This is a genomic window from Spirosoma sp. KNUC1025 (assembly GCF_045160025.1).
Taxonomy (GTDB): Bacteria; Bacteroidota; Bacteroidia; order Cytophagales; family Spirosomataceae; genus Spirosoma.
This window is the reverse complement of record NZ_CP087139.1, coordinates 5,618,096-5,631,158: the sequence shown is the minus strand read 5'-3', so window position 1 is coordinate 5,631,158 and position 13,063 is coordinate 5,618,096. Positions and strand designations below refer to the sequence as shown.

Genomic DNA, 13,063 nt, shown 5'->3' with positions numbered 1-13,063 from the left:
ACCAGCCTAAAGGGGTTGAAACGGAAAAAGCCGTTAATGAAACAGCTTTTTCCTGACTCTCTTTATCGGACTCCAAACGTATTGGCTATTTGCCCATCCACTTTTTAAAATCAGTGGCCCGCTCCCGGCTAACCAGGATCTCATGCTCGGAAGCCGGTTTCAGCGTCAGCTTGAGTTTGTTATTGAAATGGGGGTGAATCTGCTGAACGGCCGTGATATCCACAATGAACTGACGGTTGGCCCGGAAAAACTGCGACGGGTCGAGCATGGATTCCAGTTCGTCGAGGGTGTAATCAATCGAAAATTTCTGATTCGTTTTGGTTCTGAACAGGCTGACGCCCTCCTCCGAAAAGAAATAGGCAATATCACTCACCTCTACGGGCATCCACTGGGTGAGGTGCCGGACCAGAAACCGTTTGCGGTGTTCGGTGGGTTGCAACTGCTGCCGAAGTTGCTGCACCAGCGAGTCGAAGGCAACCCGCTCCTGGACAACCGGGCGGTCGAGCAGGCGTTTATGTTTGGCTAAACTGGCTTCCAGTTCATGGCGCTTGATGGGTTTGAGCAGGTAATCGATGCTGTTGACTTTAAACGCCTTCAGTGCATATTCATCGTAGGACGTTGTGAAAATAACCGGCGACTCAACCGGCGTTTGCTCAAAAATCTCGAAACTCTGTCCATCGGCCAGTTCAATGTCCATCAAAATAAGATCGGGCGCTGGCTGACTTTTCAAAAAATCGACTGATGCCCGTACGCTGGCCATACTGCCAACAATCTGAACGGTTGGGTCGATTTCCTGTAATAGTTTTGACAGCTTACGAACAGCTAATTCTTCGTCTTCGATCAAGAGAATGTTCATAGTCGGTTGGGGTGTGCAGTGGGTTCCCCTCTTTTCTGGTTAGGTATTACGTGTTGGTGTTGTTTTTCTGCTAAGCTATTGAACTATAACCAGCCGAGCAAACGCAGTTTTTTAATGGCTAATGGATTACTAATCAAATGAATAGGAGCCAGCAAGCCACAGCGATAGGTCAATACCACGTATTGACGAACTATTGAAGTTCGTCCAATTCCATCGGTCGACCAACAGCAGAGCTGATGAAACGGTATGAACGACAGGTGAAGCGTCATTTCTGACGGATTAATTGACGTATCGCCCAAAAACCTTGAACGGCGAACCTAGAAGTAGCTCGGTATGCGTTTTACAAAGCCACGGGTTGGCGCAAGGGTGTCGTTTGTTCAGCAATCTCTTTACTGACCAGCGGAATTCGAACCGTAAACAGCTGATTATCATCGCTGATAATTGGTTTCGGTAAGTCCAGTACGTCGAAGTGGGCCGCCAGCCGAATCAAATCCCGCTGGGGCGAGGAGAGTGTCACTTTTTTTCGCTGAATCGAATTGCTTACTTCCAGATACCCATCGTCCGTTGTTCGGATCGTCAGCTTGAGCGGAGAATCCGGTAGCAGGCAGTTGTGTCGAAGCGCATTGTCAATTACCGTTTGCAGGGTCAGCGGAGGCAGCCATCGGTTTAGAAACCGATCATCGATAGCGATCTGCCAGCGGATGGTGGGGCCAAAGCGGGCGTCGAGCAGATACCGGAAGGAGGTTAAAAAGGTTACTTCGTCAGAAAGGGTAACTAGCGGATGCTGGCCCGCCTGAAGCAGATACCGATACACACTTGCCAGTTCATCAAGAAACAAACTGGCTTTCCGCTGATCTTCGGAAATCAGGGCCGAAAGCGACGTCAGCGCATTGAACAGAAAATGCGGATTGACCTGATTTTTGAGGCTGTCATACTGGCTCTGCAAGCCTACTTTCTTTACGGCCTCCGCTTCCTGGACAGCTTCCCGGTATTTTCGAAGGTAATAAATCACTTCATACACCGACCCGACCAAAATAACGCAGACAAAACCCGTGATGAAATAAACGATGTATACCTGCGGAGTGACCGGAATCGGGGCAATACCAGTTTTGTCGGTGACCCAGACAAACAGCATCTGGAATACCGTTGTCAGGACCAGATAACCGACAAACGTAATGAGAATACGTAGGCGGGTCTGGTGTATAGCGGCATAACGCTGGCGAACGAACATCAGCCACCAGACAATCATTTCACAGAGCAGCGCTACGTAGACCATGCCAAAAAGCGCCCAGCCAAAATAGCGCCGGTAATCGTACTGATATTCTTCCAGATAGATCAAATTCGCCAGCAATACCGACAGCGGAATACCTATCCAGCGAATCCATTTATCATTAGGGCGTTCCAACGTTTCTGTTAATTAAGTGATGTAAACAAATGTCAGCTACAGTTTACTACAAGTGATGTCAGGTTCTCCAACCTGACCTGCAAGGCTTTTACCCGCAGTACCCGTGGTGTCAGGTTGGAGAACCTGACACTGTGCGGTTACTCAAAACCGCGAGTACAATTCTCAATCGGTTTTGAGAAACCGCCTTCTTCAGGTTTAAGAACCTGACGTCACAGAGGTGAACCTGCCGTCAGGTTCTTAAACCTGACGGCAAGGAGACGTTACAGATAACTGTCGCACAATTTTCCACGCTAGCTCCGCAGCCTGCATTTGAATGTAAACAAACTGCCCGAAAGTAGCAATTGAGCGCTATACTTTACGCGCTGAACTGGATGAAGCCGCAAAAGCTATCCATGAAACGGGTCAATTGCACGACTTCACTCAAACCGAATTCCGGTACGATTCATCAGGCATTTTTTCCGTTTCAGCGTCTTCGACATTGGATACCGCACCCGATCAGGCTCAATTTTGATCCGTCAACGCAAGGGACCTCCCTCTGTTTTTAACGCTATCTTCACCATGAAAAAAGTTTTAAGAGTTATTGGTTTTGTTTTTGGCGGCCTTGTTGTGCTGCTGCTGTTTTTCTGTGGGTACGTAGCCAGTGTTGGTATACCCAAATATGCTCCGCCCATTACGCCCAAAATTACGGTTCAACGTAGCGAAGCGCTGGTTAAACGTGGCGAAGCGATTGCGCAGGTACAGTGCATGAGTTGCCATGCCAACCGGGATAACCGACTGACGGGTAAGCGACTGGATGAAATCCCGGCCATTTTCGGTACGATCTATTCGAAAAATATTACGCAGGATAAAGAAAAAGGCATCGGGCGCTGGACGGACGGCGAACTAATGTATTTTCTGCGGACGAGCGTACGGCCCGACGGGTCATTTGTGGGGGTAATGCCACGGTATGCGCTTATGTCGGACGAGGATGTTAAATCGGTGATTGCCTGGTTACGTTCCGACCGGTTGCCGGTACAGCCTACGAAAGAAGAAGCACCTGAAGTCGAATACAGCTTCTTTTCGAAGGTTCTGGCCAACACCATCATGAAGCCGGGCGAATATCCGCTGCAGCCCATTCTAATACCCGACAGCACCGACCAGGTGGCGTTTGGGAAATACATCGCCGATGGCGTAGCGGATTGCTACAGCTGCCACTCGGCCGACTTGCTGGATCAGGATAAACTGCATCCAGAGCGCTCGAAAGGGTACTATGGGGGAGGCATCAAAATGGGAAGTGAGGGCGGTAAGGAGATTCACACGGCCAATCTGACTTTCGATGAAGAAACCGGTATTGGGAAAAAATACACGAAAGCCCAATTTATTCAGGCCGTGAAAATGGGCGTACGTCCCGATGGTTCGATCCTACGTCGGCCAATGGAACCCCACCCATCTCTGACCGACTATGAGGTTGGTTCTATTTATGAATACCTAAAGACCGTACCGAAGCTCAAAAACGATATTGCGAAAAAGAACGCTGAAATAGGACAGTAATTGTCATTGGAGATTGGTCATTACTAACAGCAGCCAATGACCAATCTCCAATGACAATTTACCAGTGACCATTAACCAATCCTCACCCCATATGGCTTACGCAAACAAGACCATTGCCAACAAGGTTACCGGACAAACGATTCGATTCCTGCAAACTGCCAAAGATACCAACGGGCAATTGCTCGAAATGGAGTCGACGTACGCGGCTCACTCAACCGAACCGGCTCCGCATTATCACCCGCATCAGGTGGAGGATTTCAGGGTCGTTTCGGGCGAGTTGACCGTTCGGGTGGGTGGGCAGGTGAAAACACTCCGGGCAGGCGATACGCTGCATGTTCCCCAGAATGCTGTTCATTCGATGTGGAATCAGTCGGAAAAGCCGGTCGTCGTGAACTGGCACGTGACGCCCGCGCTGGATACCGAATACTTCTTTGAAACAGCAACCGGTTTGGCAAACGATGGCAAAGTGAATGAAAAAGGCATGCCGCCCATGCTGCAACTGGTACTGATGGCCAATCGCTTTTCCGACGTATTTCGATTAACCAAACCCGGTCTGGTCGTTCAGAAAATCGTTTTTACGCTGCTGACGCCTTTCGCGTATCTGGCCGGGTACCGACCCACGTACCGGAAGTACCTCGACTGATATCGCGAAATAGGTTGTCATTTGCACGAGTGATAGCCTGCTCCATATAAACTTCCCGAAGGTTCGAAACTTTCGGGAAGTTGAAACAGCGGTACGATCAGCTATTAGCTTTTCGGAAATTCAAGCTTGTTCTGCACTTTGATCTGCTCGGCAATCTTCATCATCACGAGCTTCGGCACCTGAATTTTATAATCGACCAGCGCCACCGTAAAGTCAGTCGTCAGAATGGTACGGTTCGGCTCGATGGTCAGCTTACCGCTGAGCGTACGCGGCTGTTTAACACCGTGTAGTTCCATTGTTCCTTTGGCTGTAATGGGGTACGTTCCGGGCTTCGACCAGTCGATGGCCTCGTTGATAGTACCCGTGAACGTAGCGTCGGGGTATTTCTCCGACTCTATGTAATTCTCATTGAAGTGTTCCTGCATCAGTTTGTTGGGAAACTGAAAATCTGTCATCGTCATTTTTACCGCAATCTGCTTGCTGGCGGGATTGAGGACTGCTTTTACGTTACTGTTGGTCGCGGAGATATTCTCGACGGGGGTTTCAGAAAAGAAACTGCTTTGACCACTTTTGGCGGTGAGCATCTGAGCATGGGCACCGGCGGCTACCAGTACGAAAGCGGCTACGTAGAAAGTACGAACGAAATTCATGATTGACATAGTGATTGGTTTGTTGATAAAAGAATTGAACGATTACTGATTGTTGATTGCTAGCCTATTGATTGTTAATTAATTGATTTGTTGGCGAGCTGTACGTCAGGCAATCCTACTTGTGATTGTTGAAGCTAAACGTGCGCGAAATGCTGAAGCCAAAATGAATGTCGCCCTTGTCGAACTGACCACCCAGCGAGCCGCCCGTTTGCGTTAGAAACTGCTTTTCGATCATCCCGAATGAGTTGGTGAAAATGAGCTGAAAAACGTGGCCGCCCGTTTCCAGATCAATACCCAGCGCAATCGGATCGAACGTTGGTGAAGGCTGGTTGGACTTGAGCTGATTCTGATCGACCCAGTAGTATTCGGCGTTGATCGATACCCGTTTGCTTACTTTAAACCGCCCGCCCACACCCACAGCTGGCACCACCTCTGTCTGGCTCGGCGCCGTTGGACTGGGCCGGAAAATGGCCGTTGGGGTAACCTGTAGCGATACACTTTCGTTGAATTTGCGGGCGATCAGAACGTGCCCGGTGCCCGTTAGCCGTTCCGAATAAACCTTGAATTCGCCACCCTGCTGCGGACTGCGCGGGTCAAGAGCGAGCGTACCCAAAGCCGTAACCGTTACGGGAAAAGCGTGTGTGCCCAGCGTCTGGCGAACCAGTTTGGCTTTCAGGTAGGCATCAATGTTTTTCTCAATGGAACTGCGCCCAATGCCCAGCGTAACGGCGTCTGTGATACCATATTCCAGGCCCAGCCGGATGGTTGCAAAATCCAGTCCGTAGAGTTCACTAATCCCTTTGTTGATCCGGTCGAAGCGGTGCGAAATGCGGAAATCCAGGTGGTGCGCCTTGATCGTCTCGACGGAGTGCCCATTGAGCAACCGGGTCGATTTGAACGTAGCGGTTACCGGACGTCGGGCGGGTTCTTTGTTGAACTGCGCCAGCAGGTCAGTCTGCGCCATGGCCGAAGGACCCGTCAATAACGCCAGAAGCAGAAGTTTTTTCATTCGGATGAAGTTGTCTTAAGCTGGTGTTATTCAGTGACTTTAAGAATGTTCGTGTTGGCGTCGAAACTGACTTTAAACGCCTTCAGGGGCGAGGTTGCCGGTCCGTTGATGACACTCCCGTCGTTTTTGAAATTCGAGCCGTGGTCGGGGCAGTGCAGGCGATTGCTGGTTGCATCGTACTGAACCGAAGTGCCCTGATGCGTGCAGGCTTGCGCAACGGCCAGAAAACCACCGTCTTTTGTCCGGGCGATAATTAACCCATTCTGGTAAATAAAGCCGCCGTTCTGTTTGAGCTTCGTATTGGCCGACTCGTTGAGATTCAGGACCAGGTTGATTTTGCCGCCCGTATTGGTTCCTCCTTCTGTTGAACCGGAAGGCGTAACGGTGTCGGCGGGGGCAGAACACCCGCTAAGGCATTGGGTGAGGATGATGGCTCCCACGCTGGTGCCGACAAGCGAGAAAAACGCCCGGCGGTCGAGGGAGTTGTTGGATGTTTCCATGTGCTACAGTGATTTGGTTGAAAAAAGATTGTAGAGATAAGCGGGTGGAAAATCGGACGCTACGTCCGAATCGATACGTAACAGGAGGACTGCTTACGTATTGATTACGAGTCGTTTCCATCGATTTCTGAAGCAAAAATGATGGGCAGCGTTGCCGACGATCAATAAAAGCTGCCCGAACGGGCTGATAAAAGCCGGGAAGTGTAGGGTAGCGCTTGACGAACCGTTTGGATCAGTACGTCAATGGGCGGGCCACAGAGTGGATTAAATACGCTGAGGGGATGGGTACAGGCTCTAAAATCCAGGCCAGCTCAATACAGAAATTTAACTACCTGAAAATCAGCCTACCGCTTAATCATTTCAGTTAGGAAGGTAAGTATTAGAGAGGCAGTTTTATGCTTCCATTTCCGGGTCGTGGTCGACATAGGAAACGACCCGCAGGATAAGTTTAGGTGAGTTCGGAAAGCTCTGGCGACAAAACGCATTTATGAACAGAGCGAGACAAATGCAGATATTGTATGATCGAACTTGAACAATTGACTGAACACTTAAGCAGTATTAAGCCAAGTGATTGGAATAAGTTATTCGGGTTAATGCCTGAAATTGACGCAACCCAAAAGTTTGGTGAAGTCATGGGCGGAGATAAACTCCCTGACGACTCAATCACTATGCCTTACTGGAGTTCGGCCAAAATAGTAGACAAGTTTTTCTACGCAGTAAATGATTTAGACGTGGTGCCCGTGTATAACTGGACTTCCTGGAAAGAAGGAAAGAATTTACTTGACGACAACCGTACTAATTATAACAACTTAACTATTGAAACGCTCTGCAAGCTCCTTTCGATAGTTATCCGGGCAGACAGATTTAGTGATGGTTATCTTGTTAGCATGTTCACAAATGGAAAAATGCTAAAAATTATTAGAGCAATAAAAATCAATAGAGACCAGTACTTTCTGCTGCAAGAACAGCATTGGTCAGGCCGCGGGCGACAGGAGCATGCCCCTTCGGATGCTTCACAGCCTAACCAAATGAGGAAGTAAAAATTGCAAACGCTCGTGTTCAGTTTTGTAGCGTCACCATACATTAACCCTATGATTGTTGGATGAACTGGACAAGATGGACGTAATGGCGGCTTCCCTGCTACAGTGTTTACAGCTCGTTGGTCGGCTTCCGGTTGACAAGTTAAACGCACTGATAAATTAGCTTTTAAATAATATTCACTCGGTACTAAACTCATCTATCTCATGAAGGCTTCGCTTATACTCTGTCTGTTTTCTATAGTTTTAACTACTTTGGCGCAAACGCAGCCTCCGGCTCGTATGCAAGCGAAGCCAGGCGAAAGCGTCGTTGTTTGGGCTTACCCGGTCAAGGCAGCCAAGCGCCAGCAATACGAACATTTTGTTCATGACATCTTTTGGCCTGGGGCCAAGAAATTGCCGACTGCTACTCAGCGAGTCTTCAAGCAAACCCGCGTGATGCACCCTACCAAGGCAAATGCAGATGGAACGTACACCTATCTGTTTATTATGGACCCATACATTGTAGGCGAAGACTATGATATTGGATCGCTGGTCAAAAAAATGTACGGTGCAAAGCAGGGAGCGGAACATTACAAATTATTTGAAGGCGCGGTTGTGGCTGGCAAAGACGTAGGGTATCGAGTTACTCAATCGAAAGATTGACGAGCTTAGTTCGCTCTTCGCTGTCACCGCCGGTGACAGGTCGCTCACCCTCGAAGGAACGTTTGCAGCCTAACAAGACTGAATGTGTAAAGTTTGGCGCTACGTTCATTGTTTTGAGCAACTTACATGACACCCTTCTAGGAATTAGGTAGATAGGATAGTTCAGGGATAAAAAGTGTGTTTGTCGGGGTACTTGCTAACACGTTCCGACGGGCGCCCAAGGGGCTTTAAAACCAGTAAAAAATGATTGAAATTTGGCGTGATAAAGTGATTAAGGACAAACCACCCATTATCGAACACATTGACAGCCAGTCGGACCTTGCTGGCTTCAACCAACCGTCTGATGACTTATCAGGCGCTTTTCTTCAGGTCTTAGTCGCCAGTAAGCCTAACGGAAACTTTCTGGAATTGGGTACGGGTGCCGGAAGAGCGACCGCCTGGATTTTACAAGGTATGGATAAGGGTTCCAGGCTTACAACTGTAGAATCTGACGCAGAGTTGGTACACATTGCTCGAAGCGCACTCAGTAATGATAGTCGACTGGAAATAATTCAGGAAGTCGGCGAAACAGTTTTAGAGCGGTTAGTGCCAGCCTCATTTGATCTGGTATTTGCTGATACCTGGCCGGGTAAATACAACCATTTAGAGGAAGCGTTGCGGTTGGTTAAAATAGGTGGGTTTTATGTAATTGATGATATGCTCCCACAGCCAAACTGGCCGGAAGGTCACGATTTGAAGGTGAACAATCTACTTCAAACGCTTCAGGAAGATAGTCGATTTAAATTGGTATATATGGAGTGGGCATCCGGTTTAATACTGCTTGTCAGAATCAATTAAAGGCTGGTCTCACACCTTAGTCAGTTCCGGCCTAGCCAGACGGCTCCTGGCTGACAAGTAAACGGTCGCATGGGCGGACGTACTGATTTCTTTAGCTAGTTAACTTAACACCTGAGTAGGCATTGGCTTTCACTTCTGTGTTAGGTACGACACGAGAACTGCTTTAAAAGCGTGGAAATAAAAGTTTATAAATCGCCCTGGAAGGCTTTCAAAATGATGGCTTTGTGCTCAATTTTTGTTGGCTTAGGTATATGGGGGATAACGGCCGACAGTATTTCTTCATGGATATGTTGGCTCAACATTTCTTTTTTTGGACTGGCCTATCCGCTAGGTTTGTATCAGTTACTAGACAGAAGGCCGCAGGTAATTATTAATCAACACGGCGTCTTTGACAGAACTATACGTAAAGACTTTATTAATTGGGAGATCATCCAGGATGCTTATCCTATTGCTATCAATGGCGTGAAATTTGTGTGTTTAGTCGTAGATGATGAGTTTAAGCCCTCAAAGCAGAAAGGGTTGCTCTATAAAAGCCTTGCCATAATTAATGAAGCGATAGGGGCTCAGGAGTTGAATATAAATCTGGGAGCCTTAAACGTAGACGAGAGGCAGCTAACGAAACTTGTTCTGTTTATGCGGACAGCCACGAAGCCAGAAAAGGAAAAACTGCTATCGGATTCATTGACAAACCCGGCTTCGTTTTGATACGTTATCGCTTTGCATTCGTGATGATGCCAAGCCGTACGTCAGTGGAAAGTGCCTACGCTTTAGAGGGCGACGGCTACGCTTTGCAGTAGATTTTCAACGGCTCGTGGTTCTTTTTTTCGGTACGTTACCTGTCAGGGGCTACCTTTTTGAAACAATTTCCGAAATTATGCTTTGGGCCGATTGTTTTCACTACCGTCATGTCCGTTATCCCCGCCTGCCTACTCCTGATCGTTGTCTGTTTGCAGACAGCGGCTCTTGTGCAGGCCGATAATCTGCCTTTTAAGCATTTGTCGGTAGCGGATGGGTTGCCCAACGGCAATGTGCGTGCGTTTACACAGGACCGGTATGGGTTCATCTGGATTGGCACCGACAACGGCTTATGCCGCTTTGACGGACAGGCCTTAAAGGTATACACGAATATTCGGCATGATTCGTCGTCCATACCCTCCAGCGCAACCGACATCCTCTGTACCGATGCCAACGGAGCCGTCTGGATGGGAGCCTTTGAGTACATTGCCCGTTTTGACGATCACACACAGACCTTTCGCCGGTTTAAGCTGCCTAACGTAACCAGCGTCACTACGATTCTTGAGGCCACACCCGGCATTTTCTGGATCGGAACAACCAGCGGCATTGTTTGCTTCGACCGGCGCAAAAACAGGCTCGTACCGATACCCATACGAGATTCGCTGAACGCGCAGAAACTGCGGAATTGCCGGGTGTTCGGCATACAGGCCGATGATCAGGGTACGCTTTACGTGTGTACCGACAACGGGCTGAAGGTGGTCAATCTTAAAACGCAGTCGGTGCAGGAGTTTCACCATAACCCGACTGACCCCCGTTCCATCAGCGATGACTACATCTATTCGGTCGCGCCCGACAACAAAGGCGGTGTATGGCTGGGTGTTGGCGCGAGCAAAGGGCTGGTTGAGCATATCGTGCTAAAAACGGGGCAGGTCACGAAAGTGAATATGCGCCAGTTTATGCTGTATCAGTCTCAATCCATCCGGATCAATACGATTCTGGTCGAACGTAACGGGCGCGTCTGGATAGGAGGTACCCAGATTGGCCTGCTGATGTTTGATCCGATAACCGCCCGGTTTGAGCAGCATCAGCAGAACACCCGCCTGCCATCCAGCTTACAGGGCGAGTACGTTAACTTGCTTTTTCAGGACCGTCAGGGGTTGCTTTGGCTGGGAATGGAAGCGGCTGGTGTCAATTGGTGCAACCCGAATCGGTCGCTGTTTACGGTTTTTGGCGAAACGCAGAATCCACGTACCAGTTTGCCGAATTACTGGGCACGGGTGGCAACTGAAGATCAGACCGGCAACCTGTGGTTTGGTACGGCCACTGGTCTGGTTGTTTACCAGGCCGGACGTGGGTATATCCGTCGGTTTTCCCCAGCGGATGCGTTCCTGCCATCGTACTCCATCCGGGCGTTGGCCACCGATTCAACAGGCGCTGTTTTTATTGGGACATCCCAGGGAATGAATCGGTTTTCACCCCAATCAAACCGGCTCCGTTCGTATCCCGAACCTGATCCCGGTGGCGGCTATTTTTACTGGGATCTGCTCGTTACGCAATCGGGAGCCGTATGGGCAGCCTCAACCGGTGGATTACGTCGGTATAACGCCCGCGCGGATCGATTCGAGAAAATGGAAGCCGATTCGTTGTTTAAGCCCTACGCCAACACACGAATTCGTTGTCTGGCTGAGGCTGCTGACGGTGGACTCTGGATTGGAACGATGCAGCATGGGTTGATCTACTGGCATCCGGGCAAACGAATTCTTCGCCATTATCAGCACGAGGAAGGCAATCGGTCGTCGCTGGTCGATGATTTCATTACGTCGATTGCCCTCGATGCAACCGGTAAGGTATGGGTCTCAACGCTCAACGGGCTGTGTGTGCTGGATTCGGCCTCGCAGACGTTCCGCTCGTTCGATCATCTGTTTCCTGTAAATCGATTTTCCGGGCTGCTTTTTGACGACTGTAACCGGCTCTGGATGAGCAGCTATACGGGTTTGTTCTGTCTGGATACAGACCGGCAGACAACGCACCGGTTCGATATTGGGGATGGTTTGCCGACGGATCAGTTCAACGACCAGCGGGCGATCCGGTTGCGCGATGGGCGATTTTGTTACGCTACCTTACAGGGGTTTGCTTTGTTCCGGCCCGACGTATTGATGGCCAGTGAACGTAGCGTGGTGTTGCTTACATATCTGACAAAATTTTCGGTTTTCAATCAGCCGCACCCGCTGCCGCAAACCACGGAAGTCACGCAGACAATCGACCTCAAACCCGACGAGAATTTTTTTGCCTTCGAATGGGCGGCCCTGCATTACGATAATCCCGAAAAATGCCGCTATTCGTATCGCCTGGTGGGTTTCGACCGTGGCTGGAACTACCCCAAAACACCGATGGCGCAGTATACCAACGTACCGGGTGGCGACTATGATTTTGAGTTCCGCAGTACCGTAACGCCCGGCCATTGGGATGGGCCGGTTCAGCGGGTGCACGTCAGGGTAGCCACCGTTTATTACAAAACCGGCTGGTTTATCGGCTTGGTCTTGCTGACAATCGTTGGGCTGGCGGTAGGGTTTTATCAGTACCGAATGCAGCATACCATCCGGGTGGCTAAGCTCAAAATGCAGGCCACGAGTCTGGAAAAGGCGAATGCGCTGGTGCAGTACCAGAACCTGATTAACCAGCTTAACCCGCATTTTCTGTTCAACAGCCTGGCTGTGCTCGATGGACTGATTACCAGGGATGGCAAACTGGCGTCGCGCTACCTCAGCCGCCTGACCAAAGTGTATCGGTATCTGATTGAAAACGATCGCGTTGAAGTCGTGGCGCTGGAAAAGGAACTCCGTTTTCTAACCGATTTTATCGCTTTGCTGACCACGCGCTACGGCGGGGGCTTTACGGCTGAGGTCGATATCCCTGAATCGGCCCTGCAACGTAAGGTGGTGCCGGTAACACTGCAAAACCTGATCGAGAATGCCATTAAGCACAATACGACTGATGAAGAGTCGCCCCTGCGGGTCGCTATTCGGGTGGAAGATGACTATCTGGTGGTGGCAAATAACCTGCAAAAACGGGCGGTTGTGAATACTTCTAACCGGAAAGGATTACGCGATCTGGAACGACTTTATCGGTACCTGACGGACCGCCCGCTACGTACTGAAGAGACAGATGACGCGTTCGCTGTCTACGTTCCGTTGTTGAACAAGTAACGGTTCGTTG

The 13,063-nt window shown here is 49.6% G+C and carries 12 protein-coding genes; 7 read left to right on the top strand and 5 right to left on the bottom strand.

What is annotated here, in order from left to right:
- Positions 1–85: 85 nt before the first annotated feature.
- Positions 86–856, bottom strand: a complete 771-nt coding sequence (locus LN737_RS24675; protein ID WP_405512936.1) for a LytTR family DNA-binding domain-containing protein — start codon at positions 854–856, stop codon at positions 86–88.
- Positions 857–1,196: 340 nt separating this feature from the next.
- Positions 1,197–2,261: a sensor histidine kinase gene (locus tag LN737_RS24670; protein ID WP_405512934.1), complete on the bottom strand. Its 1,065-nt coding sequence runs from the start codon at positions 2,259–2,261 to the stop codon at positions 1,197–1,199.
- A gap of 558 nt (positions 2,262–2,819) precedes the next feature.
- Here LN737_RS24670 and LN737_RS24665 point away from each other — a divergent pair.
- On the top strand, positions 2,820–3,791 hold the full coding sequence (locus LN737_RS24665) for a cytochrome c (RefSeq protein WP_405512932.1): 972 nt from the start codon (positions 2,820–2,822) through the stop codon (positions 3,789–3,791).
- Between the two features lie 91 nt (positions 3,792–3,882).
- Complete coding sequence (locus LN737_RS24660) at positions 3,883–4,434, top strand: cupin domain-containing protein (RefSeq protein ID WP_405512930.1); 552 nt, start codon at positions 3,883–3,885, stop codon at positions 4,432–4,434.
- Positions 4,435–4,538: 104 nt separating this feature from the next.
- On the opposite strand, the gene LN737_RS24655 is transcribed toward LN737_RS24660, so the two are convergent.
- The 3 genes from LN737_RS24655 to LN737_RS24645 all read right to left on the bottom strand — a co-directional run bounded on the left by LN737_RS24655 (position 4,539) and on the right by LN737_RS24645 (position 6,593).
- Positions 4,539–5,084, bottom strand: coding sequence for a YceI family protein (locus tag LN737_RS24655; RefSeq protein ID WP_405512929.1), 546 nt, complete (start codon positions 5,082–5,084; stop codon positions 4,539–4,541).
- Positions 5,085–5,199: 115 nt separating this feature from the next.
- Positions 5,200–6,093, bottom strand: a complete 894-nt coding sequence (locus LN737_RS24650) for a DUF5777 family beta-barrel protein (protein ID WP_405512927.1) — start codon at positions 6,091–6,093, stop codon at positions 5,200–5,202.
- Positions 6,094–6,119: 26 nt separating this feature from the next.
- Positions 6,120–6,593, bottom strand: a complete 474-nt coding sequence (locus LN737_RS24645) for a ubiquinol-cytochrome c reductase iron-sulfur subunit (protein WP_405512925.1) — start codon at positions 6,591–6,593, stop codon at positions 6,120–6,122.
- A 518-nt stretch (positions 6,594–7,111) separates the two neighbouring features.
- Here LN737_RS24645 and LN737_RS24640 point away from each other — a divergent pair.
- The 5 genes from LN737_RS24640 to LN737_RS24620 all read left to right on the top strand — a co-directional run bounded on the left by LN737_RS24640 (position 7,112) and on the right by LN737_RS24620 (position 13,053).
- Entirely contained in the window at positions 7,112–7,633 is a 522-nt protein-coding gene (locus LN737_RS24640; RefSeq protein WP_405512923.1) for a DUF6508 domain-containing protein, read from the top strand.
- A gap of 279 nt (positions 7,634–7,912) precedes the next feature.
- Positions 7,913–8,275, top strand: coding sequence for a hypothetical protein (locus LN737_RS24635; protein ID WP_405512921.1), 363 nt, complete (start codon positions 7,913–7,915; stop codon positions 8,273–8,275).
- A gap of 243 nt (positions 8,276–8,518) precedes the next feature.
- Positions 8,519–9,112: an O-methyltransferase gene (locus LN737_RS24630; protein ID WP_405512919.1), complete on the top strand. Its 594-nt coding sequence runs from the start codon at positions 8,519–8,521 to the stop codon at positions 9,110–9,112.
- 171 nt (positions 9,113–9,283) lie between these two features.
- A complete protein-coding gene (locus tag LN737_RS24625) occupies positions 9,284–9,817 on the top strand; it encodes an STM3941 family protein (protein ID WP_405512917.1) in 534 nt (177 codons plus the stop codon).
- Positions 9,818–10,017: 200 nt separating this feature from the next.
- Positions 10,018–13,053: a sensor histidine kinase gene (locus LN737_RS24620; protein WP_405512916.1), complete on the top strand. Its 3,036-nt coding sequence runs from the start codon at positions 10,018–10,020 to the stop codon at positions 13,051–13,053.
- Positions 13,054–13,063 lie beyond the last annotated feature (10 nt).